Annotated in this window: 23 protein-coding genes and 1 tRNA gene; 13 read left to right on the forward strand and 11 right to left on the reverse strand. The window is 75.7% G+C overall.

Features of this window, described 5'->3' with window-relative positions; genetic code table 11:
* Positions 1 to 2 precede the first annotated feature (2 nt).
* The 7 genes from CCE01nite_RS10490 to CCE01nite_RS10520 all read right to left on the reverse strand — a co-directional run bounded on the left by CCE01nite_RS10490 (position 3) and on the right by CCE01nite_RS10520 (position 10,079).
* Positions 3 to 1,283 carry a DUF4032 domain-containing protein gene (locus CCE01nite_RS10490; RefSeq protein WP_034634039.1) on the reverse strand — a complete coding sequence of 427 codons (1,281 nt, stop codon included), beginning with the start codon at positions 1,281 to 1,283 and terminating at the stop codon, positions 3 to 5.
* A 152-nt stretch (positions 1,284 to 1,435) separates the two neighbouring features.
* Positions 1,436 to 2,566 (reverse strand): ABC transporter ATP-binding protein, encoded by a 1,131-nt coding sequence (locus CCE01nite_RS10495; protein WP_034634041.1) that lies wholly within the window; start codon positions 2,564 to 2,566, stop codon positions 1,436 to 1,438.
* 248 nt (positions 2,567 to 2,814) lie between these two features.
* Complete coding sequence (locus CCE01nite_RS10500; RefSeq protein WP_141372318.1) at positions 2,815 to 4,410, reverse strand: outer membrane protein assembly factor BamB family protein; 1,596 nt, start codon at positions 4,408 to 4,410, stop codon at positions 2,815 to 2,817.
* Positions 4,411 to 4,484: 74 nt separating this feature from the next.
* A complete protein-coding gene (locus CCE01nite_RS10505) occupies positions 4,485 to 6,071 on the reverse strand; it encodes an outer membrane protein assembly factor BamB family protein (RefSeq protein WP_034635408.1) in 1,587 nt (528 codons plus the stop codon).
* Between the two features lie 140 nt (positions 6,072 to 6,211).
* Positions 6,212 to 7,681, reverse strand: a complete 1,470-nt coding sequence (locus CCE01nite_RS10510; RefSeq protein WP_034635410.1) for an outer membrane protein assembly factor BamB family protein — start codon at positions 7,679 to 7,681, stop codon at positions 6,212 to 6,214.
* An 87-nt stretch (positions 7,682 to 7,768) separates the two neighbouring features.
* Positions 7,769 to 8,620 (reverse strand): trehalose-phosphatase, encoded by an 852-nt coding sequence (otsB, locus tag CCE01nite_RS10515; RefSeq protein ID WP_084142999.1) that lies wholly within the window; start codon positions 8,618 to 8,620, stop codon positions 7,769 to 7,771.
* Positions 8,613 to 10,079, reverse strand: a complete 1,467-nt coding sequence (locus CCE01nite_RS10520) for an alpha,alpha-trehalose-phosphate synthase (UDP-forming) (protein WP_371861031.1) — start codon at positions 10,077 to 10,079, stop codon at positions 8,613 to 8,615. Before CCE01nite_RS10520 ends, otsB begins: the two co-directional genes overlap by 8 nt.
* A 139-nt stretch (positions 10,080 to 10,218) precedes the next feature.
* Here CCE01nite_RS10520 and CCE01nite_RS21650 point away from each other — a divergent pair, with 139 nt between their 5' ends.
* The 5 genes from CCE01nite_RS21650 to CCE01nite_RS10545 all read left to right on the forward strand — a co-directional run bounded on the left by CCE01nite_RS21650 (position 10,219) and on the right by CCE01nite_RS10545 (position 14,776).
* Positions 10,219 to 12,333 carry a protein kinase domain-containing protein gene (locus tag CCE01nite_RS21650; protein ID WP_084143001.1) on the forward strand — a complete coding sequence of 705 codons (2,115 nt, stop codon included), beginning with the start codon at positions 10,219 to 10,221 and terminating at the stop codon, positions 12,331 to 12,333.
* A gap of 149 nt (positions 12,334 to 12,482) precedes the next feature.
* Entirely contained in the window at positions 12,483 to 13,118 is a 636-nt protein-coding gene (locus CCE01nite_RS10530) for a hypothetical protein (protein ID WP_141372319.1), read from the forward strand.
* A gap of 38 nt (positions 13,119 to 13,156) precedes the next feature.
* Positions 13,157 to 14,020: a DsbA family protein gene (locus tag CCE01nite_RS10535; RefSeq protein ID WP_141372320.1), complete on the forward strand. Its 864-nt coding sequence runs from the start codon at positions 13,157 to 13,159 to the stop codon at positions 14,018 to 14,020.
* 41 nt (positions 14,021 to 14,061) lie between these two features.
* Positions 14,062 to 14,138 (forward strand) — tRNA-Thr (locus tag CCE01nite_RS10540).
* Positions 14,139 to 14,272: 134 nt separating this feature from the next.
* On the forward strand, positions 14,273 to 14,776 hold the full coding sequence (locus CCE01nite_RS10545; RefSeq protein WP_141372321.1) for a cupin domain-containing protein: 504 nt from the start codon (positions 14,273 to 14,275) through the stop codon (positions 14,774 to 14,776).
* An 11-nt stretch (positions 14,777 to 14,787) separates the two neighbouring features.
* Here CCE01nite_RS10545 and CCE01nite_RS10550 read toward each other — a convergent pair whose 3' ends face one another.
* On the reverse strand, positions 14,788 to 15,189 hold the full coding sequence (locus tag CCE01nite_RS10550; protein WP_141372322.1) for a hypothetical protein: 402 nt from the start codon (positions 15,187 to 15,189) through the stop codon (positions 14,788 to 14,790).
* A gap of 115 nt (positions 15,190 to 15,304) precedes the next feature.
* Complete coding sequence (locus CCE01nite_RS10555; protein ID WP_141372323.1) at positions 15,305 to 15,976, reverse strand: response regulator transcription factor; 672 nt, start codon at positions 15,974 to 15,976, stop codon at positions 15,305 to 15,307.
* Positions 15,977 to 16,052: 76 nt separating this feature from the next.
* On the opposite strand from CCE01nite_RS10555, the gene CCE01nite_RS10560 reads away from it, so the two are divergent.
* From CCE01nite_RS10560 to CCE01nite_RS10580, 5 genes are all read left to right on the forward strand, one after another.
* On the forward strand, positions 16,053 to 17,279 hold the full coding sequence (locus CCE01nite_RS10560) for a sensor histidine kinase (protein WP_141372324.1): 1,227 nt from the start codon (positions 16,053 to 16,055) through the stop codon (positions 17,277 to 17,279).
* A 427-nt stretch (positions 17,280 to 17,706) separates the two neighbouring features.
* On the forward strand, positions 17,707 to 18,120 hold the full coding sequence (locus CCE01nite_RS10565; RefSeq protein ID WP_141372325.1) for a hypothetical protein: 414 nt from the start codon (positions 17,707 to 17,709) through the stop codon (positions 18,118 to 18,120).
* Positions 18,121 to 18,371: 251 nt separating this feature from the next.
* Positions 18,372 to 18,908 (forward strand): signal peptidase I, encoded by a 537-nt coding sequence (locus CCE01nite_RS10570; RefSeq protein WP_034629221.1) that lies wholly within the window; start codon positions 18,372 to 18,374, stop codon positions 18,906 to 18,908.
* A complete protein-coding gene (locus CCE01nite_RS10575) occupies positions 18,905 to 19,756 on the forward strand; it encodes a hypothetical protein (protein WP_141372326.1) in 852 nt (283 codons plus the stop codon). The genes CCE01nite_RS10570 and CCE01nite_RS10575 overlap by 4 nt, the downstream gene beginning before the upstream one ends.
* Positions 19,757 to 19,897: 141 nt before the next feature.
* A complete protein-coding gene (locus tag CCE01nite_RS10580) occupies positions 19,898 to 20,317 on the forward strand; it encodes a hypothetical protein (RefSeq protein WP_034629214.1) in 420 nt (139 codons plus the stop codon).
* Positions 20,318 to 20,340: 23 nt separating this feature from the next.
* Here CCE01nite_RS10580 and CCE01nite_RS10585 read toward each other — a convergent pair whose 3' ends face one another.
* Together CCE01nite_RS10585 and CCE01nite_RS10590 are read right to left on the reverse strand one after the other, a co-directional pair.
* A complete protein-coding gene (locus CCE01nite_RS10585) occupies positions 20,341 to 21,195 on the reverse strand; it encodes an SGNH/GDSL hydrolase family protein (RefSeq protein WP_034629211.1) in 855 nt (284 codons plus the stop codon).
* 136 nt (positions 21,196 to 21,331) lie between these two features.
* The gene (locus tag CCE01nite_RS10590) at positions 21,332 to 22,009 is read right to left on the reverse strand and encodes a uracil-DNA glycosylase (protein WP_034629208.1); all 678 of its coding nucleotides are present in this window, start codon (positions 22,007 to 22,009) and stop codon (positions 21,332 to 21,334) included.
* Positions 22,010 to 22,187: 178 nt separating this feature from the next.
* Between CCE01nite_RS10590 and napA the strand changes: the two genes are divergently transcribed.
* The 3 genes from napA to groL all read left to right on the forward strand — a co-directional run bounded on the left by napA (position 22,188) and on the right by groL (position 25,157).
* A complete protein-coding gene (napA, locus tag CCE01nite_RS10595) occupies positions 22,188 to 22,520 on the forward strand; it encodes a nucleoid-associated protein NapA (RefSeq protein ID WP_034629204.1) in 333 nt (110 codons plus the stop codon).
* A 108-nt stretch (positions 22,521 to 22,628) separates the two neighbouring features.
* On the forward strand, positions 22,629 to 23,261 hold the full coding sequence (locus tag CCE01nite_RS10600) for a LytR C-terminal domain-containing protein (protein ID WP_034629201.1): 633 nt from the start codon (positions 22,629 to 22,631) through the stop codon (positions 23,259 to 23,261).
* 270 nt (positions 23,262 to 23,531) lie between these two features.
* Positions 23,532 to 25,157, forward strand: coding sequence for a chaperonin GroEL (groL, locus tag CCE01nite_RS10605; protein WP_034629198.1), 1,626 nt, complete (start codon positions 23,532 to 23,534; stop codon positions 25,155 to 25,157).
* Positions 25,158 to 25,339 lie beyond the last annotated feature (182 nt).

The raw sequence follows: 25,339 nt of genomic DNA on the forward strand, positions 1-25,339 counted from the left end.
GGTCAGTCCCGCCGCGGCGCCGGGACCACGTCGGCGTCCTCGTGCAGGTCGGCGGCGCTGACCCCGAGGATCGCCTGCTCGTCGGGCCGGTAGGGGAGGATGTCGCGCACGTAGCTCTGCGCGGCCTCCGTCATCGGGACGTCGCGCCCCTGCTGCTGCGAGAGGTACCAGCGGTGGTCGAGCAGCTCGTGGAACACCTGCGCCGGCTCGAGCTTGAGCCGCAGCTCACGCGGCACGGCCCGGACCGCCGGCTCGAAGATCCCGGTGAGCCAGTCGTGCGCGACGAAGGACTCGTCCTCGTTCTGCCGGTCGGTCGCCGCGCGGAACGCGTCGAGGTCGTTGAGCAGGCGCCGGGCCTGGTTCTCCTGGACGTCGAGCCCCGTGAGCCGCATGAGGCGGCGCGAGTGGTGGCCGGCGTCGACGACCTTGGGCTGGATGCTCACGGTCGTGCCGTCGACGTCCGTCGTGATGTCGAGCTCGCCGACGTCGAACCCGAGGTCGTTGAGCCGCTGGATGCGTGCCTGGAAGCGCCAGCGCTCGCCGAGCGTGAACGACTCCGCGTCGGTCAGCGCCGTCCACAGCTCGGAGTACCGCTCGACGAGCATCGCGCCGATCGCGACCGCGTCGACCTCCTCCTCGAGGAAGTCCCCGGCCTGGAGGTCCATGAGCTCGCCGATGATGTTGACCCGCGCGACCTCGAGGTCGTACGCGCGCTGGCCGTCGGTGAGCCGGTCGTGCAGGTCGCCCGTCTCGGCGTCGACGAGGTAGGCCGCGAACGTCTCGGCGTCGCGCCGGAACAGCGTGTTCGAGAGCGAGACGTCGCCCCAGTAGAAGCCGATGAGGTGCAGGCGCACCATGAGCACCGCGAGGGCGTCGATGAGCCGGGTCGCCGTGTCGGGGCGCAGCGACTGGCTGAACAGCGCGCGGTACGGCAGCGAGAACGACAGGTGCTCGGTGATGAGCACGGCCTCGAGCGGCTCGCCGTCGGGCGCGGTGCGGCCCGTGATGACCCCGATCGGGTCCACGCTCGGCACGTCGATCCGGCTGAGCTGGCGCAGGAGCTCGTACTCGCGGTACGCGACGGTCTCGCCGATCTCCTTGACCGCGATGACCCGCCCGGACAGGCGCGCGAACCGGACGATGTGCCGCGAGATGCCGCGGGGGAGGGCGGCGAGCGTCTCGGCCGGCCAGTCCTCGAGCGGGACGTGCCACGGGAGGTCGAGGAGCGCCGGGTCGGGCGCCGCGGTCGTGATCTGCAGGCGCGCAGGCGGGCGTTGGCTCATGCCCCGATCCTCTCACCACGGTCGGACGCGGGGAGGTGCGAGCACCGACAGCGCGCACAGCCCCCACCCGGACGACACCGACAAGCCCCCGGAACGCCGTGAGGGCGGACCGGCAGGTGCCGGTCCGCCCTCACGGGTGTGTCAGGTGCAGGTCAGACGTGCGAGATGCGCTCGCCCGAGCCGGCGTGGAACAGGTGCTGCTCGCCCGTGCGGATGCGGACCCAGATCGTCTCGCCCTTGGCCGGGACCTGGCGCGGGTCGACGCGGACGACGACCTGCGCGTCCCCGGCACCGGAGTGCACGGTGGCCGCGGCGCCGAACTCGTTGGTCAGCGAGCCGTAGACGAACGCGTCCGAGCCGAGCTCCTCGACGAGGTTGACCTCGACCGGGATGGCGTCCGGCGTGCCCTGCGGGACGACGTCGAGCGACTCGGGACGGAAGCCGATCGTGACGTGGCCCTTGTCCTCGGCCGTGAGACCCGTGACGACGTCGCGCGGGACGGCGATGCGGGCCTTGCCGACCTGCGCGTAGCCCTCGAGCACCGGGAACGTGCCGATGTTCATGGCCGGCGAGCCGATGAAGCCGGCGACGAAGACGTTCTTCGGGGTGTCGTACATGTCGCGCGGCGTGCCGACCTGCTGCAGGAGGCCGTCCTTGAGGACCGCGATGCGGTCACCCATCGTCAGGGCCTCGGTCTGGTCGTGCGTGACGTAGACCGTCGTGACGCCCAGGCGGCGCTGGAGCGAGGCGATCTGCGTGCGCGTCTGGACGCGGAGCTTGGCGTCGAGGTTCGACAGCGGCTCGTCCATGAGGAACACCTGGGGCTGGCGCACGATCGCGCGGCCCATCGCGACGCGCTGACGCTGGCCACCCGAGAGGGCCTTCGGCTTGCGGTCGAGGTACTCGGTGAGGTCGAGGATCTTGGCGGCCTCCTCGACACGGCTGCGGATCTCCGACTTCTGGGTGCCGGCGATCTTGAGCGCGAAGCCCATGTTGTCGGCGACCGTCATGTGCGGGTACAGCGCGTAGTTCTGGAAGACCATCGCGATGTCGCGGTCCTTGGGCTGGACGTCCGTGACGTCGCGGTCGCCGATGAGGATGCGACCGGCGTTGACGTCCTCGAGGCCCGCGAGCATGCGGAGCGAGGTCGACTTGCCGCAGCCGGAGGGGCCGACGAGGACGAGGAACTCGCCGTCCTCGACGTGCAGGTTGAGCGCGTCCACCGCGGGGCGCTCCGTGCCGGGGTAGACCCGGGTGGCGTTGTCGAACGTGACCGTAGCCATGGTGTGTTCCCTTCACCGGCAGGTACGTGCCGGACGATCCGTAGTGAAGAGTGTCAGAAGTGTCGCCGCTGACACAGACCGGGAGCAGTCGTCGCCGTACTGATCCGGTGCGCACCTGCTCGCGCCTGCTGGAGGAAGCTCGCGGGTGCGCACACGGTCGGCGTCGTCGCCCTCGGTCCGCGGCCCATCCTGCCACACGACGTGCTGCGGCAGGTGGGCGGGTCGTCGGCGGACTGCGCGGCCGGCCCTCAGCCCAGGACCGTCCAGCGGTCGGCGGCGGATGACCACGCGACCGCACGGCCCCCGAGGGGCTGCACGCCCTCGACCTCGAACGGCAGGGTGCCGTCCCAGGTGGGCCGTCCGTCCCGGAGCGCGTACGCCTGGACGCCGGTCTCCTCGCCGCGGCGGCCGACGACGACGAGCGAGCGGCCGTCGGTGAGCAGCGTCGGGCTCGTGACCGGGTCCTCGCCGGGCACCGGCGGCGGGGGGTCCGTGCGCCAGCGGGTCGACCCGTCGTCGAGCTCGACGGCCCGCAGCGAGCGGTCGAACCCGACGACGTACGCGGCGCCGCCGAGGACCACGACGTCGGACACGAGCAGGTCCTCGACGACCCAGCGCTCGGTGCCGGTCGCCGCGTCCCAGCCGAGCAGGCCGCCGGCCGCGTCCGGCGCCCCGGTCAGGAGCAGCACGTCGGGCTCGGAGCCGTCGTCGACCGTGGGCGTCAGGAGCCGTCCCTCGGGCAGGGGGGTCGCGGTGCCGTCGGGGGCGAGCACCGCGAGCGCCTCGCCGCCCGCCGCACCGAAGTCCTGGCGCACGACCCGGTCGCCGCGTGCGGGCAGGATGGCCGTGCCCATCTCCAGGGCGCTCGCGGGGACCGTGCCGAGGAGCGTGCCGTCCGCGGCGAACCGTGCGGCGGCGGTCCCGAGGACGACGAGCACCGTGTCGCCCACGGGCTCGAGGTACGGGGGCTCGCCCGACTCGGCCCACTCCCGCTCGCCCGTCCCCGACGGCAGCTCCTGCTCCCACCGGACCTCGCCCGTGCGGACGTCGTGGGCGCTCACCTCGGCGCTGCCGTCCCTCGACGAGCTCGCGGTCAGGACGGTGCCGTCGGCGACCCGCATGCCGGTGCTCGGCGTCGCGGGCGTGCGGCGGACGACCTCCCCGGTGGCGACGTCGAGCACGACGAGCTCGGCCTCCTGCGCCACGGGCGCCGGGAGGGAGGTGTCGCCGCCGTAGGTCTCCGGCCGCACCGAGGCGCGCGCGTACCGGTCGCCGACGAGGCAGACCAGCAAGGGCTCGTCCCCGGTCGTCGCGTCGCACGGGACCGCCTGGAAGTTCTCCGCGGCGTCGACCAGCAGCGGCTCGGGCTCGGTCAGCGGCGTCCGCCACGCGACGTCGCCGGTGAGCGGGTCGAGCGCGACGGCGCTCTGGGCGCCCGAGTCCTCGAAGCGGGCGCCCACGGCCAGGTCGTCGACCTCGGCGCCGGCGTACATCATCAGCACGTCGCCCAGCTCGGGCTCCCAGCGCGCCTCGAGGCCGTCGCCGAGCGCGGGGACGACGCCGGGGACCTGCGCCCAGCGAGCCACCTCGGCGCGCTCGCGGGCGTCGAGCACCGCCTGGGTCCCGGCGAGGGCGGCGGCGAGGACGACGGCGGCGGCCACGACCGTCCGCGTCCGGACACGTCGGGGCGGCGTGCCGGGCGGCTCGGTCGCGCCCGCCCCGGGCTCGGCCGCGGGTCCGTCGGTGCCGGGCGGGACCCCAGGGGCGCCCGGGCCGCCCGGGCCGGCGGGTCCGGGCGTGTCGACGTCGACGAGCTCGACCTCGACCTTCGGGTCCCGGTTCACGGCCCGCCCCCGTCCTCGACGGCCGCTCCCGTGCCCCCGGCGGCGCTGTCGGTCCAGGTTCTCACCTCGCGCCCCTACCCGAAGGCCTGCACGACGCGGCCGTCGTCCCCGCCGCGGCCCATCAGCACGCGCCCGGCGGGGCCGAGGTAGTCGACCCCGTCGGGCAGCGGCTGCGACCAGAGCCGGCGCCCGTCGGCGAGCGCGTGCGCGGTGACCGTCGGGCCCTGCCCGGGTCCTCCCGTGTCCTGGTCGTGCAGCAGGAGGACCGCCCGGCCGTCCGTCGCGATCTCAGGGGAGTAGCCGCCCGGCCAGCGCTCGTCGGGCCCCAGCTCCGCGCGCCACAGCTCGGTGCCGTCCGCGAGGTCGAGCGCGACGAGCCCGCCCTGCCGGGTCGACAGGTAGAGGTTGCCGCCCAGCACGAGGGCGACGTCGCCGCTCGTGGACGCGAGCTCCCACCGGACCTCGCGCGCGCGGACGTCGTACGCGACGATCCCGTCGGACCCCGACAGGAGCAGGAGGTCCGGCTCGGAGCCGTCGTCGACGGGCAGCCGGACGGGCTCGGTGACGGGCAGGTCGACCCAGGCGCCGTCGGCGTCGAGCAGGTGCGCCCGGCCCGATCCCGATTCGCGCGGGTAGACCTGCAGCACGGCGTGGCGCTCGCGCGCGACGTGCACGTAGGCGAAGTCCTGCTCGCCGGCGTCCAGGGGGCTCGTGGACACGAGGCTCCCGTCCGCCGCGAGGCGCACGACGGAGGCGCCGCCCTGCACGACGACGGTCTCGCCCAGGCGCCCGAGCATCGGCGTCGACTCGCGGGGGTCGCCGTGCCGGGGCTCCCGCGCCGTGCCCGGCGGCGTCGTGTGCGACCAGACGTCGGCGCCGGTGCGTAGGTCGCGCGCGGCGACGGTCATGCTGCGGTCCGGTCCCGCGTGCGCCGTCACGACGAGGTCGCCGACGAGCGTGAGCGTCGCGAGCGGCGCCACCGCGACGCGGAGCACCTCCTCGTGCGTGCGCGCGTCGAGGACGACGAGCTCCGCGGCGGTGGGCACCGGAGGGCGGTCGCCCTCGACGACGTCGGGATCCTCGTCGGGCTGCGCCGCGACGTGCTGCTGGGGGACGACGCACGCGAGCAGGTGGCGCCCCGCGGGCGTCGACTCGCAGTGGATCCACCACTCGGTGCCCTCGGCCGCGAGGACCGGGTCGGGCTCGGCGAGCTCGACCGACCACAGGACCTCGCCGGTCGTGGCGTCGAACGCACCGGCACGCGGCACGCCGTCGGCGTCGAACGTCGCCCCGAGCGCGAGGCCGTCGCTCCGCCCGCGGGGGCCGTTCCAGGTGGTCACGGCCCACTCGCCGGCCGTGGCCGCGCCGTCCGCGGGCCACAGCGGCTCGAGCCCGTCGCCGACCGGCAGCAGGACGCCGGGGAGGTCGGCGACGCGCGCGTACGCCGCACGCTCGCGCGCGTCGAGCACCGCCTGGGTCACGAGCAGGCCGGCGGCGACCGCGGCGGCCCCGGCGACGAGCAGGCGTCCGCGGCGGCGGTCACGGGTGCGGTCCGGCGAGGGGTCCGTGGACGCAACGGGTGCGTGGGCGCCGGTCGGGGCGCCGGATGGGGACCCGGGCGCCGCCACGAGCTCGACCTCGACCATCGGGTCCCGCGCCACGGTGCCCCCTCGTCCGCGGGCGCCCGCCCGTGCGCCGGCGCCCCTCGCGCCAGGTTCTCACCCGGGCCGCCCCCGCGGGCGCGGTTCCGTGCAGGCGACGCGCGGGTCGCGTGCGCGCGGCGTGTGCGTCGCCCCCGGGCTCAGCCCAGCGCGAGCACGCGGTCGGATCCGAAGTCGGGGATCCCGAACAGCAGCCGCCCGCTCGAGGTCAGCACCTCGACGTCGGGGAGCGCCCCGGTGAACACCCGGCTGCCGTCGGCCAAGGCGAACCCGCTGAGCCGGCGGCTGCCGTCCGCGGTGAGCTCGAGCACGAGGACCATCCGCCCGTCGGTCCAGACGCTGCGGTCCGCGCTCGGCGTGAACGTCGCCGTCCAGCGCGTCGAGCCGGTCGCCGCGTCGAGCGCGACGATCCGCCCCGAGGCGTCGGCCCCGTACAGCGCGCCGTCGAGCAGGATCGTGTCGGTCCAGGGGACCGCGCCGTCGCCGATCCGCTCGCTCTGCCACACCGCCGCGCCCGTGCGGGCGTCCCACGCGTGGAAGCGCTCGTCCGCGGTCAGCACGAGGCCGGGCGCGGACCCGTCGTCGACCGACGTGAACGCCGGGACGCCGGGGAGCAGCGGCCCGGGTGAGCCGTCCTCGAGCAGCAGCCGCGTCGACCCCGAGCCCTCGTACGACACCAGCCCGACGCGGCCGCCGCGCAGCGCCTCGGGCCACGCCACGACCTCCGACCCCGTCGTCGTCGCGTGCAGCAGCCGGCCGTCGGGGGACAGCAGCCACGTGCGGCCCTGCGTCTCGGCGATCTGCAGGTGGCCGCCGGTGACCCACAGCGAGAGGAGGACGCCGAAGCTGCGGTCGACCGCGAGCGGCTCGGGGACCGAGAAGCGCCACCGCTCGGTGCCGGTCAGCGGGTCCTCGGCGGTCACCAGGAGCCGGCCCGACTCGTCGCCGCGCGCCCGCACGAGGGCCTCGCCGAGCACCGCGACGCGCGTGCTCGGCTCCGTGGGCCGGCGCGCGAGGACCTCGCCCGTCGTCGGCTCGAGGACGACGACCTCGGCCCAGCTCGGGACGCCGGGGCGCGCGTCGCCGTCGACCTCCGCGACGCCCGTGACGAGGCACACGACCGGGCCACCCGGGCGCTCCTCGTCGGCCTGGCACGCGGGTCCGGACCCCGGGTCGAGCACCGCGCCGGGCGACGACGCGCCGAGCGCCGTCGACCACGCCTGCTCGCCGGTCGGCGCCCGGACGGCGCGCACGGTCGGGACCCCGTCGTCGCCGACGAACGTGCCGACCAGGAGGTCGCCCGAGCGCACGCCGGTGCGCACGAGGTGCCCCACGACGCCGTCGGACTCCCACCGCACCTCGAGCGCGTCCCCGAGCGGGGCCAGCACGTGGGGGACCGTCGCGAGGCGCGCGAGCCGGGTGCGCTCGCGGGCGTCGAGCACGAGCTGCGTCCCGACGAGCGCCGCGCACAGCACGAGGGCGACGACGACGAGCCTGCGGCGCGCGCGGCGGCCCAGGCGCGGACGGTCCGCCTCCGGGGGCGCGGCCGGGACCGGGTCCGGGGCGTCCCCGGGGACGAGCTCGACCGCCTGCATGTCGCCACGGCCCATGCCCCGCAACCTACGCCGCGGCGCGCGGACCGGCTCAGCGGGCGGCGGCCGGTCCGGTGCTCCGCCGGCCGCCACCTCCGTCGCCCGTCAGCCCCGCGGGGCCCCGAGGTCCGTCGAGAGCAGGTCGAGCGCCTCGACCACGTCGTCGGGAGTCGCGAGCCGAAACCGGGCGACGGTGTCGCCCGCGCCGACCTTGACCGTCACGTCGTCCGGCCCGAGCGCCGCGAACGCGTGCTCGTCGGTCACGTCGTCGCCCGCGTAGACCACGACGTCCGCGCCGAGCTCGGTGCGCAGCGCGGTGATCGCCTCGCCCTTGCTCGCGTGCAGCACCGAGATCTCCACGACGTCCTTGCCGTGCAGCACGCCCGAGCCGAGCTCGGCGCCGATCGCCAGCGCCTCCCGCTCGGCGGTCTCGGCGACGTCCCGTTCGGCGAGCCGGGTGTGCACGACGACCGCGGTCGGCTTCGTCTCGACCCACACCCCGTCCCGGCCGCGCGCGACCGACGCGGTCTGCGCGCCGAGGGCCGCGAGGCGGTCCGCCTGCTCGTCGCTCAGCTGCACGACGTCGCGGTCGAGCCCGAACGTCGTGACCCGTGCGCGCTCGGCGCCGTGGCTGCCGACGAGGAACGTGCCGGGCGGCACCTGGGCGAGCGCGTGCAGGTCCGCCATCGCGCGCCCGGAGACGAGCGCGATGCGCACGCGCGCCTCGTCGGGCAGCGCCCCGAGCGCCTCGAGCGCCGTGACGCCGCGCGGCAGGATGCGCGACGCGGACGGGTCGTCCTGCAGCGGGGCCAGCACGCCGTCGAAGTCGAGCGCGACGAGCAGCGGGCGGCGCGTGGTGTCCGCGGCGAGCGCCGACAGGGCCGCGAGCGTCGTGGACCGGTCGTCGTCCGGGCCGGAGCCGGTGGGGGAGGTCGTCGCCGTGCGCGGCTCAGACATCGTCGCCCCGCCCCGCGGAGCCGGCGTGCACGGAGTCGGACGACTCGCCGTGCGTCGTCGTGCCGCTCTCGCCGCGCACCGGGACCGCGGTCAGCACCGCGAGGAACGACTCCGACCACAGCGCCACGTCGTTCTCCAGCACGCGCTTGCGCAGCCGGCGCATCCGCTTGCGGGCCTCGCGCGGGTCGAGGTGCACCGCGTACGTGATCGCGTCCTTGAGGCCCGCGATGTCGTGCGGGTTCACCAGGATCGCGCCCGTGAGCTCGTCCGCCGCGCCGGTGAACTCGCTGAGCACGAGGCAGCCGCGGTCGTCCGAGCGCGCCGCGACGTACTCCTTGGCGACGAGGTTCATGCCGTCGCGCAGCGCCGTCACGAGCATGACGTCGGCCGCGAGGTACAGCGCCGCCATCTCCTCCATCGGGTAGGAGTGGTGCATGTAGTGGATCGCCGCGTGGCCGAGCTCGCCGTAGTCGCCGTTGATCCGCCCGACGAGCAGCTCGACGTCGTCGCGCAGCTGCTGGTACGCCCCGACGTTCTCCCGGCTCGGGCTCGCGATCTGCACGAGCGTGGTGTCCGCGACCGACAGGCGCTCGTCCTCGAGCAGCTCGCCGTACGCCTTGATGCGGTGCCGGATGCCCTTGGTGTAGTCGAGCCGGTCGCAGCCGAGGAGCAGCACCTTCGGGTCGCCGAGCTCGGTGCGGATCTCCTTGGCGCGCTGCTGGACCTCAGGGGTGCGGGCCAGCGCGTCGAACTTCTTCGAGTCGATCGAGATCGGGAACGCCGCCGCGCGCACGTGGCGCTCGACCTTGCCGTGCTTCGTGATCGTGACGACCTGGCCGCGCGTCGTCAGGTCCGTGAACCGGCGCACGACCCGCACGAAGTTCGACGCGTCGCCCGCCCGCTGGAAGCCGATCAGGTCCGCGCCGAGGAGGCCCTCGACGACCTGCTTGCGCCACGGCAGCTGCGCGAAGATCTCGAGCGCCGGGAACGGGATGTGGTGGAAGTAGCCGATCCGCACGTCGGCGCGGAGCTGGCGCAGCATCGCCGGGACGAGCTGGAGCTGGTAGTCGTGCACCCAGACGGTCGCGCCGTGCGCGGCCTGCTCGGCGGCCGCCGTCGCGAACCGCCAGTTGACCTTGCGGTACGACTCCCACCACTGCCGGTGGAACTGCGGCGGCTCGATGACGTCGTGGTACAGCGGCCACAGGGTGTCGTTCGAGAAGCCCTCGTAGTAGTCCTCGAGCTCACGCTCGGACAGCGGCACGGGCACGAGCCGCATCCCGTCGGCGTCGAACGGGTCGAGCTCGAGGTCGGGCGAGCCGCCCCAGCCCACCCACGCGCCGTCCGCGTTCTGCATCACCGGCTCGAGCGCGGTGACGAGGCCACCCGGCGACCGCGTCCACGTCGGCTCACCGTCCTCGCCGAGGGTGACGTCCACGGGCAGTCGGTTCGCGACCACCACGAGGTCATAACCGGCAGTTCCCACCGTCGATCAGCTCCTTGGGGTTTTTTCGACCATACCGTGAGGTGGTCGTGGAGGCGGCGTGCCCGCGTGCGCGCTGCGCACCTGGGCGCGCGCGTCCCGCTACTGTCCGGGCATGGAGCGCAAGGGCCTGACCCCGGGGTCAGAGGTCGGTGGGTACTCGATCGTCGCACCGCTGGGGTCGGGCGGCATGGGCACGGTGTACCGGGCCCTCGACGGGGGCGGGGCGGCGGTCGCGCTCAAGCTGCTGCACGGCGCCGACGACACCGACACCGAGGCCCGCGAGCGCCTGCGCCGCGAGGTCCTCGCGCTGCAGCGGCTGCGTCACCCGGCGGTCGCCGCGGTGCTCGACGCCGAGGCCGACTCGACCGAGGCGTTCATCGTCACCGAGCTCGTCGACGGGGTGAACCTCGAGGAGCACGTGCGCGCGCACGGGCCGCTGGACGCCGCGGCGCTGCACGAGGTCGCCGAGGGCCTGCGCAGCGCGCTCACCGCGGTCCACGAGGCCGGCGTCGTGCACCGCGACCTCAAGCCGAGCAACGTCCTCGTGACCGAGCACGGCCCGGTGCTCATCGACTTCGGGATCGCCCACGCGGCCGACGACGCGCGCGTCACGTCGACCGGCCTCGTCATCGGGACGCCCGGCTACCTCGCGCCCGAGCTGCTCGACGGCGCCGAGCCGACCGCGCGCAGCGACTGGTGGGGCTGGGCCGCGCTGCTCGCGTTCGCGGCGACCGGCCGTGCGCCGTTCGGGCTGCGGCCGCTCGAGCAGGTGCTCGCGAAGGCGCGCTCGGGCGACCCGGACGTCGCGGGGATCGGTCCGCTGACCGCGGGGGCGCTGCGCGGGGCGCTCGCGGCCGACCCCGACGCACGGCTCACGCCGGCCGACGTGGTCGCGGCGCTGCAGGTGGCGGTCGCGGACGGGGACCCGGTCGAGCCGGGGGGTGCGGGTGCCGTGGTCGCGAGTGCGGGCGGCGGCACGGACGACGACGCGCGGGCCGACGACGCGGACGACGACGCGCGGGCCGACGACGCGGACGACGACGGTGGCGACGGCGACGATGCGGACAGCGACGACGACGCCGAGGACGCCGTCGCGACGGTCCTGCTCACGAAGCGCGCCCCCGTCGCCGTGGGGGCGGCCGGTGCCGCCGGCGCCGGGACCGCCGTCGCGGCGGCCGGTCTCGCCGGTGCGGCCGGGATCGCGGCCGGGGCGCCCGCGGACGACGACGAGCCGGACGCCGATGCGCAGGACGACGACGAGGGCGCCGGGCCGGACGACGACGAGGACGACGAGGCCTGGGCCGACGACGCGCAGGACACCGTCCTGCTCGGAGCCACCGGCACCGCGGTCGGCGCGGTCGCGAGCTCGACGGTCCTGACGAACGACGGCCACACCCAGGTGCTCCGCGCACCGGTCGCCGCGCCGCCGTCCGTCCCGGTCACGCCCCGGGCCGACCGCCACGACGTCGTCGCCGGCGGTGTGGCCGCGGACCCCCGGACGGCCGACGGCCCGGCGTACGACGACGTGGCGTACGACGACGGCGGGGGCGACGCGGACGACGACGCGTGGGCCGACCCGCCGGGCTACGACGCCGACCTCGAGGACGACGCCGGGTACGAGCGCCCGTTCGCGCGCCGGCGGTGGGGCAGCCTGCTGGCCCTCGGGCTCCTCGCGACCGCCGCCGCCGCGCTCTACCCGGGCTGGACGCTCGTCGTGCTCGGCGTGCTGCTCGTGCTCGTGCGCACCGCCGGCTCGACGGTCGAGGCGATGTACGCGCGCCGCGAGCGCAACGGCGTGCGGCGCACGGACACGCTGCGCGCCGTGGTGTCGACGCCGTGGCACCTCGTGCTCGCGGTGCTGGGCCTGCTCCCCGCGGTCCTCGTCGCGGGGTGCCTCGTGCTCATCGTGCTGGGCGTCCTGTGGTGGCTCCTGACCGGCGGGTACTGGGCGCCCGACGGGGTCCGGGGCGGCGAGCCGACCGGGATCATCGCGTCCGCGATCGTCGCCGGGGTGTTCGTGCTCGGCCTCGTGACGCTGTGGTGGGGGCCCATCGCGCTCACGACCCGCATCGGCGCCCGCCGCGTGCTGTCGGTCGTGGCGCCGGGGCGTGCGGGCGCGTTCGTCCTGACGCTCGTCGCGCTCGCGGTCGCCGCGGTCCTGGTGCTCGAGACGCTCGGGGACCCGCAGGTGGTGTGGTCCCCGCTGCCCCAGCCGCGGCTGCCCTGATCCGGCGCGACCGCCGCCACCGCCGCCACCGCCGCGACCGCCGCAACCTCCGTCGGTCCCCGCGCGACGCCTGCACGCGGCAGTCGGACCCCCGCGACCCCGGCGCGGAAGCACCCGGGACGCACAGGTCGAGCCCGTACCCTGACCCCATGACCGGCCCACGCGCGCGCGTGGCGGTGCCCCAGCGGCGCCGCCCGTCCTCGCCGCGTGGCCGTGCACCGGGCCGTGCACCGGGCCGTGCACCGGGCCGTGCGTCCCGCCGTCCGCCGGCTCGCGCCGCGCGCCCCGCCCGCCCGGCGGCGCTCGACCGGACCCTCGCGCTCGCGCTCGCGGGCGTCGGCCTGCTCGCGGTCGTGCTCGGCGTGCTCGTCGTCCAGGGGCGGCTCCTGCTGCACCCGTGCGTGAGCGCCGACGGCCCGCTCGGCCAGCTCGGCGTGCGCCTCGCGCTCCTGACCAGCGCGACCGACTGCCCCGAGGGCACGCTCGCCGTGAGCGACGCCGCGACGCACGGCGCGATCCTCGTGCTGAGCGTCGCCGCGCCCGTGCTCGTCGCGCACGTCGTCGTCGCCGTCTTCGGGGCGGGCCTGACCGCGCTCCTCGTGCGCGCGGCCTCGTCCGCCGGGGCCCTGCTCGGCGCCGTGCTGGTGCGCCTGCCCGTGCGCCCGCGCGTCGCGTCGACGCCGCCGCGGCGCCTCGTCGTCGTCGGGGACCCCGACGTGCGCCCGCCGGGGAGCCGCAGTCTGCGGCTCCACCCGCACCGGGGGCCGCCGCTCGCGCCCGCGTGAGCAGCCCACCCACCACCCCGGACAACGAGAGCAGGACCATGCCCAACGAACCCCGCCAGTCGAAGGCCGAGCGCCGCGACGAGGCACGCCAGAAGGCGCTCCAGCTGCAGGCGGAGCAGAAGAAGCGCGAGAAGCGCAACCGGATCGTCGCGATCAGCGGCCTCGTCGCGGCGGTCGCCGTGCTCGCGGTCGTCGTGACGCTCATCCTCAGCCAGGGCAAGGACGTCGCCGCCGGCGCGGCGTACACCGGCGACCCGGTGGCGATCGCCGAGGTCGAGGCCCCGTCGACCGCGCTCGAGTCCGGCGGCATCCCCGTCGGCGCCGAGGGTGTCGCGGGCGAGGAGCCCGCGGAGGACGCCACCGTCGTCGACGTCTACCTCGACTTCATGTGCCCGTTCTGCGCGCAGTTCGAGGAGTCCAACGAGCCCGAGCTGGCTGCGCTGCGCGCGTCCGGCGACGTGACCGTCGTCTACCACCCGACGTCGATCCTCGACCGTTTCTCCAACGGCTCCGAGTACTCGACGCGTGCGGCCGTGGCGGCCGCGGTCGTCGCCGACGAGGCGCCCGAGCAGTTCCTCGACTTCAGCGCCGCGCTGTTCGCGAACCAGCCGGCCGAGAACACCGAGGGCCTGTCCGACGAGGAGATCGCCCAGTTCGCCCGCGACGCCGGGGTCCCGGACGAGGTCGTCTCGCGGTTCACCGCGGCCGACGGCGACGAGGAGTGGCGCGTGTTCGCCCCGTACGTCGCGAGCCTCACGGACAACGCCGGCACGACGCTCGCGTCCGCCGGCGGCAGCGGCGAGTTCACGACGCCCGCGATCGTCATCGACGGCGAGCGGTGGGAGGGCAACTGGCAGGAGCCGGGGTCGCTCACCCAGGCGGTGACCGCCGCGAAGGGCTGACGCTAGGCTGGGCGCGGCGCTGGGGGAAACCCCGGCGCCGCGCCTCCTTAGCTCAGCTGGCCAGAGCACCTGTCTTGTAAACAGGGGGTCATCGGTTCGAATCCGATAGGGGGCTCCAGCGCCGCGGCGGCCGTCCCCGCGCGCAGCCCGCCCCGCCGCAGCACGTGCACGATCGTGCAGCGCCACCGCCCCGGCCGGTCCGCCGCGGGCCGTGCGCGCGACGATGGCAGCCTCACCCTGGGGGAGGCTGTCATGAAGAGAACCCGCCTGACGCTCGGCGTCCCGCTCGCCCTCGCCGTGCTGGCGACCGGCGCGTACCTGGCCTCGGCCGGCTCGACCGCCGTCGCGACGCCGCCGGCGCCCAGCCCGTCCGCCCCGAGCTCCGCGAACACAGTCAGCGGCGTCCTCGTCGGCAGCGAGGAGGGCCCGGAGAAGGTGTCGCAGGACGGCGTCGAGCTCAAGACGAAGACCGAGACGACCGTCACCACGTTCGAGCTCACCTACCCCGTGGGCTCGTACTCCGGGTGGCACTCGCACCCCGGGATCGTCGTCGCGGTGGTGAAGGAGGGCGCCGTCGAGCGGCGGACCGGGTGCGGCGCCGGGGAGGTCTTCGGCGAGGGGCAGGCGTTCACCGAGACCGGCCCGCACCACGTGAGCAACGCGGGCGAGGTCGACGCGGTGCTGTCGATCACGCGGATCTACCCGACGGCCAGCACGATCGGCCGGATCGACGAGCCGGCGCCGCGCTGCTCCTGAGGCGCGCCGGCTCAGTCGTCCGCGAGCTCCGACGGCAGCGGCAGGCGCAGCATCTGCAGCAGGCGCGCGAGCGTGGCTTCGACGAAGACGTCGACCGGATCCTCGTCGGCGCCCACGTCGGCGAGCAGCGGACGCACGGCGCCCGCGTCGAGCGTCACGCCGAGCACGACGCGCGCCCACACGACGAAGGCAGCGGTCTCGGTGTCGTTGTCGACGGCCCGGCTCGCCGCGGGGTCGTCGAAGTAGTCGCGCGGCTGGTAGCCCAGGTAGAACAGGCCCGCGGCGCCGGCGCTCCAGAAGGACACGATCGCGAGGTCCGAGTCGTGGATCTCGACGCGCAGGAACGGCGCGCCGGGCGCGGCGTCGTCGCGCCACGCGCCGTCGGTGTGCAGGTGCACCCCGAAGTACCCCACGCTGTCCTCCCGTCGGTCCCGCCGTGCGGCCGGGCGTGCCGGCCGGCCGGCTCGACATCGTGACAGCGTGCGGGCGTGCGCGTGGGCGGTCCGGCTGCGGTTCACCCGCGCGGGGTCACGCGACGGGGCCGGTCTCCTCCAGGAGGCGCAGCGCGGCGGTCACCCGCGGGTTGCGCGACGGGTCGGCGTCGATGCCGAGGCCCGCGTAGATCGCGTTGATGTGGTTCTGCACGGACTTCTCGGTGATGCCGAGCGCCTCGCCGATGCCCGCGTTCGAGAGCCCCTGCGCGAGCACCCGCAGCACCTCGTACTGCCGGTCCGTGAGCCCGGCGACGGACGAGCCGGCGCGCGGCTCCATGCGCTCGAGCAGCGCCGGGTCGAGCGTCGTGCGGCCCTCGGCGGTCGACCGGATGGCCGCGACGAGCGCGTCCGAGCTGGTCGAGGAGGTCTTGGACAGGTAGCTCCAGCCGTGCTTGACGTCCGGGGGCAGGTCGAGCAGGAGGTCCATCGCGTCGTGCGCGGAGAGCAGCAGGATGCCGAGGCCGGGCTGGCCGCGGCGCAGCGTCACGCCGAGGGCGATGCCGTTGCCGTCGGGCAGGTCGATGTCGAGCACGGCGACGTCCACGGCGCCGGGTGGGAACGCGCGCCGCGCCTGGGCGACGGTCGCGACCGCGGCGACGACCTCGAGTCCCGGGACGGTGCCGAGGGTGACCTCGAGCATGGACCGGAAGAGTGGTTGGTCCTCGACGATCCCGACACGGATCGGCGCGCCCTCGGTGGCGGTCATCCTCCGAAGTATGGTCGCTCCCTGGTCGGCCGGACCCGAGCCGGCGCGCGACACACGGAGCGGGTGCACCACGACGATGACGTCCACGACCGGTCTGCGCGGCCCCCGGGGAACGGGCCGCGGCCGGCCCCCGCGCGGCTCGTGGCCGTCGCGCACGGCCGCTGCGCCCGCGACCCCGGCTGCGGCGGACCGGCGCTCGCTCCTCCTCGCGACGTCGGCGGTGCTGTCGGTGTTCGCGGTCGGCGCCGCGGTGCAGACCGCGTACGTGCTGGGCGCGGCGACGGGCGACGGCGCGCTGTGGGCGCGGATCACCGCCAACTTCCTCGCGGTCGCGGTGATGGCGGTCGTGCTCGCGGCGCTGCGGGTGCACCGGCAGCGGCGCCGGCCGCGCGTGCTCGCCGGGGTCGCCGCGGCGGCGCTCGTCGCCGGGTCGGCGCGCGTCGCGGCCCAGGTGGCGCTCGGCGTCCACTCCTCGGCGTGGGACGGGGTGCTCGTGACCGAGCTCGCGAGCGGCACGGCCTGCGCCGTGGTCGCGGGGCTCGTCGGCGCGGCGTTCACCGAGTCCCAGCGCCGGCTGCGCGACGAGGTCCACGAGGCCGCGCGCGCCCGCATGCAGATCGAGGTCGCGCTGCAGGCGCTCCAGCACGAGGAGGTGCGGGTACGCCGGGCGGTCGCGGAGGGCCTGCACGGGAGCCTGCAGCAGCGCCTCGTGCTCGCGGTCGCGCGGCTCGACCGCGTGCTCGACCACCTCGAGCACGACCGGGTCACCGAGGCCGACGCCGAGCTCCTGCGGGTCCTGCGCGCCGACCTCGAGGACGTGCGCGTCGGTGACGTCCGCGAGATGAGCCGGATGCTCTACCCCGAGCAGCTCGAGGTCGGCATGGTCCCCGCGGTGCGCACGCTGCTCGGCCGGCTCCCGTCGAGCATCGCCACGCGGCTCACGGTGCCCGACGACGTCCGGCGCCTCGACGACCCCGCGGCGCCGGTGCTCACGCGCGCCGAGCGGCTGCTCGCGGTGCGCGTCGTCGAGGAGGCCGTCACGAACGCGCTGCGGCACGGGGGAGCGGCGTCGCTCCAGGTCGGCGTCACGCTCGCGGGCGACCGGCTCGCGGTGTCGGTGGTGGACGACGGGGCGGGCTTCGCGGCGGACGACCCCGCGGCGGACCGGCGGTCCCCCGAGTCGGGGCTGGCGCGGCTGCGCGAACGGCTGGAGATCGTCGGCGGGTCGCTCGACGTGGGCTCCGCGCCGGGCCGGGGGACGCGCGTGGAGGCGCACGTCCCGGTCCGGGCCCTCGGGTCCTGACAGGTCAGGGTCCGGGAGGACGGCCAGGTGTGGAGCGCGACCTCGCCGGCGGACCGGGAACGGAGCGGGGACCTCGCGCCTGACCGGGGGCGAAGCCAGCGCCTCGCCCCCCGACCGGGTCCGGAGCGGGTGCCCTCACGCCTGACCGGGGGACGGAGCCGGGCACGTCGGGCACATCGGGGCGGCCTCCGTCCCGGCTTGTCCGGTGGTCGCGCTCCCGCCTCACGCGCCCCGTCGTCCGGATCCTCCCGGCCCGTCCGGATCGGTTCGGGTGAAAGAAACGGACCAACCGGTCGGGTGGGTGCCAGCACCCAGGCCCTTCCTGGACGACCGTCCGACAGTGTCCCCGTCAGAACCTTGCCCGGAGCACCGGGCCGTGCCGGGTCGCCCCGGCCGCCGCACGACCCCCCACCTGGAGCGCACCCCCATGTCGTCCGCCTCGAACCGCCGCAAGGCCTCCGCCGTCGCCCTCGCCGTGGTCGGCCTCGCCGGCCTCTCGCTCGCCTCCGCGGCCACGCTCAACCTGAGCGGCAGCACCCTCGCGGCGAACACCGCGACGGTCGCCTCGTGCCAGCCGACCGCGACCCCGGTGACGGTCGGCTTCACGACCGCCTTCAGCGTCGCGACGTCGCCGTCGTACAAGGTCGCGAGCGTGCAGCTCAAGAGCGTCGATGCCGCGTGCGCCGCCAAGGACGTCCGGGTGACGCTCCTCGGCGCGGGCGACGCGGTGCTCGGCGAGGTGGCCGGCAAGGCCGCGACCGGCACGACGACCCTCGCCTCCGTGCCCGCGGGCATCGCGGCCGCTGCCGTCGAGAAGGTCGCGGTCGTCATCTCCGACTGACCCGCGCCGGCCCGCTCGCCGGCCCAGACCGGCCCGCCCGCCGGCCCGGACCGCCCACCCGCCGGCCCGAGCCCCCGCCCGTCCGCCGGCCGGCGCACCCGACCGCCGGTCCCGACCAGGGGACCTCGCCCGGCCGGTGACCACCCGTCCGCCCGGATCCGTCAGGAGCCCCCATCCGCACGCAGCCCGCGCGCACGCCCCGTGCGCGCACCCAGGCAGCCGACGAGCCCCGCGCCCGTCGGCTGTCCGGCGTGCTGCGGGACGCCGCGGTGCTCGCCACCGTGGCCGCGCTGGCGTGGCTCGTGTGGCCGTCGACCCTCGGCGGCTGCACGACCGTGACCATCGTCTCCGGGCACTCGATGGAGCCCACGTACGTGACCGGCGACCTCGTCGTCTCGCGCTGCGGCGAGCCGCGGGTCGGGGACGTCGTGGTGTACCGGCCCGCCGGGGAGAACGGCGGGCGGGTCATCCACCGGGTCGTGGGCGGCGACGCGGAGTCGGGCTGGCGCATGCAGGGCGACAACAACGACTTCACCGACCCGTGGTCGCCGCGCGGCGAGGAGGTGCAGGGCATCGCCCGCGTGCACGTCCCGCACGCGGGGACGGTCGCCGCGGTGCTGCTCTCCCCGCTCACGTGGGCGTCGGTGCTCGTGCTCGGCGGCGCGCTGCTGCTGTGGCCCGGGCGCGACGAGCCGGTGCCCGACGACGAGCCCGACGACGCTCGCGGCCTCGCCGTCCTCCTCACGCTGCCGCGCCTCGACTCCCGCCCGGGCCCGGGTGCGCCGTGAGACTCCCGGCTCGGCCCGGGTGCGCCGCGCGACTGACGGCCGAGCCCGGGTGCGCCGCGCGGCGTGCGCTGGCCGTGGCGGTGTGCGGGCTGCTCGTGGTGCTCGGCGCCGGGCTCTCGGTCGCGCAGGCGGCCGGCGTCCCCCTGCGCGCGGGCTCGCTGACGGCGTTCGTCGCCGCCGACCGCTGCACGACCACGCCGCTCGCGGTGCGCCCCGGGGCCGTCGACAACGGCACCTCGCAGGAGGTCGTGCTGACCGGCCTGCCGCCGGCGTGCCTCGGCCGGCCGTTCGCGCTGCGGGTGCACGGGGTCCAGGCGGCGCTCGCGGCCACCGACACCACGGGGACGCTCCCGTCGTCCGGCACGACGGCAACCGTGCGCGTGCCCGCCTACGAGGTGCGCGCGGCGAGCGGCGTCGCGCTGACCGTCTCGACGTGGGGGCTGCGCACCGCGTGGTCGGCGAGCTCGCCCGGCGTGGCGTGCCGTGTCCCGGCGGACCCGGCCGCGACCTGCACCGCGACGCTGCTCCCGGGCGGCTCGGCCGACTGGGCGGGGAACTACCAGCGGCGCTTCGAGGTCACGACGCCGTCGCGCACGCCCGTGACGTGGGAGCTCACGTTCGACCTGTCGGACGGCGCGCAGTTCCCGTTCGTCGCCTCCGCGTTCTCCGACGTCCAGGGCGGCCTCGTGCTGGTCTCGACGAGCGGATGTGCCGCGACGCCGCGCACGGTGACCGTGCGCGGGACGACCGCGTGGGGCTCGTACGGCACGGTCCACGCCGGCCGCAGCGACCGCCTCGAGGTCTCCGGCCAGACCCGGGGCACCGGCAGCCTGCTCACCTGCCCCTGACCCGTCCCGGCCCCCCGCCCGCGCGGGTGACGTGCGCCGATCGGGTGGCACACCCGCGCGCGCGTCATCTGCGCCGGCCCCCGGTCGATCAGAGGGACAGGTCGAAGGATCGACCACGGCGTGCGCAGGAAGCGGGTGCCCATGGGGATGATGCGGTGGAGCGTCGTGACGGCTGTCGTCGTCGCGGTCATGTCCGGCTCCGGCGTGCTCGCGCCCGCCGCGGGGCTGCTGCCGCCTGCCGCGGGCCTGCTCCCGTCCGCCGCCGCGCGGCTCGGCCTGGCCGACGCGTGCGCCGGCGCGCCCCTCGACGTCTCCTACGACGTCGTCCTCGAGCCCGCGCTCGGCGGGTACGCCGTCTCGGGCGTGCGCGTCTCGGGACTCCCCGCGTCGTGCGCGGACCGCGAGCTGTGGGTGGCCCTGACCGCCGACGACGGCTCGACGCTCGCCGAGGTGCGGACCACACCTGGGTCGCCAGGCGTGCGCGTGGGCGGGCCGCTCGACCCGGCGGTCCCCGCCTCGGCGGTCGCGGGGGTCTCCGCCGTGCTGCGCGACGCGCCGTAGGCGGGCGTCGCCGCGCCCCGAGGTCAGCCGGCCTGCTCGCCCCGCTGCTCGACGGGCTCGAGGTGCGGCCGCTTCGCCGCGCGCGCGTCGCCCGACGAGCGCCCGCGCAGCCGCCGCGTCGCCCACGGGTAGACGTGCTCGCGCAGCCACTGCGCGTCCTCGCGGGCCTTCTGCAGGCGTGGCGGCGAGGGCAGCGGCGCGAGCGGGTCGTCCCACGCGGCGTCGTCGGGCGCGAGCCCGAGCCCGACGAGCGCGGCCTGCGCGACCCGGGCGTGGCCGTCGGAGGTCAGGTGGATGCGGTCCGGGGCCCACATGCGCCAGTCCTTGAGCGAGCGCATGCCCCACAGGTCAAGCACGTGCCCGCCGTGGCGCCGCGCGATCGACCACACGTGCGTGTTGTAGATCCCGACGCGTCCGCGGGTGCGGCGCACGATGGGGCTGTCGGCGGCGTCGACGCCCGTCGAGAGCAGCACGTCCGCGCCCGTGGCCCGGATCCGCACGACGGCGTCCTCGAGCGAGCGGGCGAGCGCGTCGACGTCGGCCTGCGGGCGCAGGATGTCGTTGCCGCCGCCGACGAGGCTCACGAGGTCCGGCTGCATCGCGAGCGCCTCGGGCAGCTGCTCGGCGAGGATCGGGCGCAGCAGCCGGCCGCGGATCGCGAGGTTCGCGTACACGAGCGGGTCGTCGCCCGCGGCCGTGCGGCGGGTCGACAGGTGGAGCGCGAGCACGTCCGCCCAGCCGCGGCACTCGCCGTCGGGTGCGGGCTGGTCCCACAGGCCCTCGGTGAACGAGTCGCCGATCGCGACGTAGCTCCGCCAGGGGACGGGAGCGACGGCGGTGGGGGTGGCGGGTGAGGTGCTCTGCGCGGGGGTGCTCACCGTCCCATTGTGCCGCCGGCCACCGACGCGTCCAGGTCCGCCCGTCCCGTCGCGGGCCCCGCCGCCCGACCCGTCGGCCGGCGCGCGGTCGAGGCCGGTGCCGCGCCCGCCGCCGCTCGTCGTCCCGCGCCCGCGCTCAGTGCAGGGACCAGTCGACGGGCTCGGCCCCCTGCTCGACGAGCAGCGCGTTGACGGTCGAGAACGGGCGCGACCCGAGGAAGCCGCGGTGCGCGGACAGCGGGCTCGGGTGCACGCTCTCGACGCGCGGGACGCTCCCGAGGGCGCCGCGCAGCGACTGCGCGTCGCGCCCCCACAGCACCGCGACGAGCGGTCCGCCGCGCTCGACCAGCGCCTCGATGGCCCGGTCGGTCACGGCCTCCCAGCCCTTCCCGCGGTGCGACGCCGGTGCGCCCGGCCGCACGGTGAGGACCCGGTTGAGCAGCATGACGCCCTGGTCTGCCCACGGCGTGAGGTCGCCGGACGTCGGGGGAGCGGCGCCGACGTCCGCCACGAGCTCGGTGAAGATGTTGGCGAGCGAGCGCGGCACGGGGCGCACGTCGGGCTGCACCGAGAACGACAGCCCCATCGCGTGCCCGGGCGTCGGGTACGGGTCCTGGCCGACGACGAGCACGCGCACGTCCGCGAGCGGGCGCTGGAACGCGCGCAGCACCGAGGGCCCGTCGGGCAGGTACCCGCGCCCCGCGGCGACCTCGGCGCGCAGGAAGTCGCCGGCCGCGCGCAGCTGCGGCTCGACGGGGGCGAGCGCCTGCGCCCAGTCGGGTGCGACGAGCTGGTCCAGGGGAGCGGGGTTCACGGGGGCGAGGGTACCGAGCGCGCGCGGGTCCGGGTGAAGCGCCGCAGGAGCGGGTCCGCGGGCGGGGGTGCTGAATGACACGCGTGTCATTCGCGCCTACGATGGCGAGGTTCACGAAGCACCCCCAGCCCGCCCCCAGCCCTCCCCATGCGGAGCCTGAGCCCCCCCGGAGGACGCGATGGATGCCGCCACGCTGACGGGCTCCTCGGCGCAGGAGACCCCCGAGACCGCCGCCACGACCGCGCACGACGCCGAGGCCGCCGGCCTGTCCGAGCGCGACCAGCAGGTCCTCGCGTTCGAGCGCCAGTGGTGGAAGTACGCGGGCGCCAAGGAGCAGGCGATCCGGGAGCTGTTCGACATGTCGGCGACCCGGTACTACCAGGTGCTCAACAGCCTCATCGACTCCCCGGCCGCCCTCGCGCACGACCCGATGCTCATCAAGCGCCTGCGACGGATGCGCTCGACGCGCCAGCGCGCCCGCACGGCCCGCCGCCTCGGCGGCGACTCCTGAGCCGAGGCCCCGGGACCCGTGCGCTCGACCCGGTGCTGATCGCACCTTTCGGGCGGCACGCGGGTGATCCGGCCTCTGCGCCCAGCCTCAGCCGTTAGCCTGTCCGCCGTGAGCAAGGGCAGCTACCCGTACCCCGAGGACGAGTTCGACGCTGCGGAGGACCTCGACGGCCCCCGCGGCGTGCACCGTGCTCCCCGCTCACGGTGGCGGGCGCTGCTGCCGTTCGCGGTCGTGCTCGTCGTGTTCGCCGGGCTCGGTGCGGGCGTCCTGCTCTACCTCGCGAACTCGGACGTCACGCTGCCCGCCGGTCTCGGCAGCGGCACGACGGCGGGCGACGACGGCGGGGACGGCGCGACCGAGGGCGAGGGCGACGCCGCCCCGGACGACGGTGCCGCGCCCACCGACCCCGCGGACGGCGGCGCTGCGGAGCCCCCCGCGACCGAGCCTGCGGCCCCCGAGCCGGACCTCGCGACGGCGGTCACGGTGTTCAACGCCGCCAAGGTCGCGGGCCTCGCGGGCGAGACGGCCGAGAAGCTCACGGGCGCCGGGTTCACCAACGTCGACACGGGCAACCACACCGGTGCGGGCGTCAACGGCACGACCGTCTTCTACGCCGGCGAGGCGCAGAAGGCGACGGCGGACGCGGTCGCGCAGGCCCTCGGCATCACCCAGGTGCTGCCGTCGGCGACCGAGGCGGCCGCCGGCATCGCGGTCGTCCTCGAGGCCGACTACCAGTCCTGACGCGGGCCGCCGCGCGCGCCCGCGGACCCGCGCGACCGGGTGGTCCAGGGCTGCCCGGAGGTGCGTGCGCGTCCCCAGGGCGGCGGGTTGCGTCTTGCACTCTCCGGGGTCGAGTGCTAACCATTGACTTAGCACTCTCCGGTGGAGAGTGACAGGATCAACCGGCCGACCGGTGAGGTCCACGCCGCACGGGACATGACCGCGCGAGGTGGGCCGTCCGTCGCGGGCACCGACCGGCCACCCACGAGCACAGTGAAGGATCACCGCCCCATGGCCAAGATCATTGCCTTCAACGAGGAGGCCCGTCGCGGTATCGAGCGCGGACTCAACGTCCTCGCCGACACCGTCAAGGTCACGCTCGGCCCGAAGGGCCGCAACGTCGTCCTCGACAAGAAGTGGGGTGCCCCCACGATCACGAACGACGGCGTCTCCATCGCCAAGGAGATCGAGCTCGAGGACCCGTTCGAGAAGATCGGTGCCGAGCTCGTCAAGGAGGTCGCCAAGAAGACGGACGACGTCGCGGGTGACGGCACCACGACCGCCACCGTGCTCGCCCAGGCGCTCGTGCGCGAGGGCCTGCGCAACGTCGCCGCCGGCGCCAACCCGATCGCCCTGAAGAAGGGCATCGAGGCCGCCGTCGAGGCCGTCACGGCCCAGCTCCTCTCGCAGGCCAAGGAGGTCGAGACGAAGGAGCAGATCGCCGCGACCGCCTCGATCTCGGCCGGCGACACGGCGATCGGCGAGCTCATCGCCGAGGCGCTCGACAAGGTCGGCAAGGAAGGCGTCATCACGGTCGAGGAGTCCAGCGCGCTGGGCCTCGAGCTCGAGCTGACCGAGGGCATGCGCTTCGACAAGGGCTACCTGTCGGCGTACATGGTCACGGACCCCGAGCGCCAGGAGGCCGTCCTCGAGGACGCCTACGTGCTGCTCGTCGAGTCGAAGATCTCGAACGTCAAGGACCTGCTGCCGCTGCTGGAGAAGGTCATCCAGTCGGGCAAGCCGCTGTTCATCGTCGCCGAGGACGTCGAGGGCGAGGCCCTGGCCACGCTCGTCGTCAACAAGATCCGTGGCACGTTCAAGTCGATCGCCGTCAAGGCGCCCGGCTTCGGCGACCGCCGCAAGGCGATGCTGCAGGACATGGCCATCCTCACGGGCGGTCAGGTCGTCTCGGAGACCGTCGGCCTCAAGCTCGACACGGTGGGCCTCGAGGTCCTCGGCACGGCGCGCAAGATCGTCGTGACGAAGGACGAGACCACGATCGTCGAGGGCTCGGGCGACGCGTCGCAGATCGCGGGCCGCGTGTCCCAGATCCGCGCCGAGATCGAGAACTCGGACTCGGACTACGACCGCGAGAAGCTCCAGGAGCGCCTCGCGAAGCTGGCCGGCGGCGTGGCCGTCATCAAGGCCGGCGCGGCGACCGAGGTCGAGCTCAAGGAGCGCAAGCACCGCATCGAGGACGCCGTCCGCAACGCGAAGGCCGCCGTCGAGGAGGGCATCGTCGCCGGTGGTGGCGTCGCGCTCATCCAGGCCGGCAAGCTCGCGTTCGAGGGCCTCAAGCTCGAGGGTGACGAGGCGACCGGTGCGAACATCGTCCGCATCGCGCTGGACGCGCCGCTCAAGCAGATCGCGATCAACGCGGGCCTCGAGGGTGGCGTCGTCGCCGAGAAGGTGCGCAACCTCCCGACGGGTCACGGCCTGAACGCCGCGACGAACACCTACGAGGACCTGCTCCTCGCGGGCGTCAACGACCCGGTCAAGGTCACGCGCTCCGCGCTGCAGAACGCGGCGTCGATCGCGGCGCTGTTCCTCACCACCGAGGCCGTCGTGGCCGACAAGCCGGAGAAGCACGCTGCTCCGGCCGGCGGTGGCGGCGAGGACTTCGGCGGCGGGTTCTGATCCGCTGAGCCTCACCCGGCGGCGATGAGCCGCTGACAGCACACGGCGACGGGCCGGTCACCTTCGGGTGGCCGGCCCGTCGCCGTTCGTGCGTCCGGGCTCGCCGCGGGTGAGGCGGATCGAGACCGAGGCGAAACACACCGTTCACGGCTGCGCGTGCCCCGTGGAAACACCCGGTCCCT

It is taken from the genome of Cellulomonas cellasea (genome assembly GCF_006538745.1).
Taxonomy (GTDB): domain Bacteria; phylum Actinomycetota; class Actinomycetes; order Actinomycetales; family Cellulomonadaceae; genus Cellulomonas_A; species Cellulomonas_A cellasea.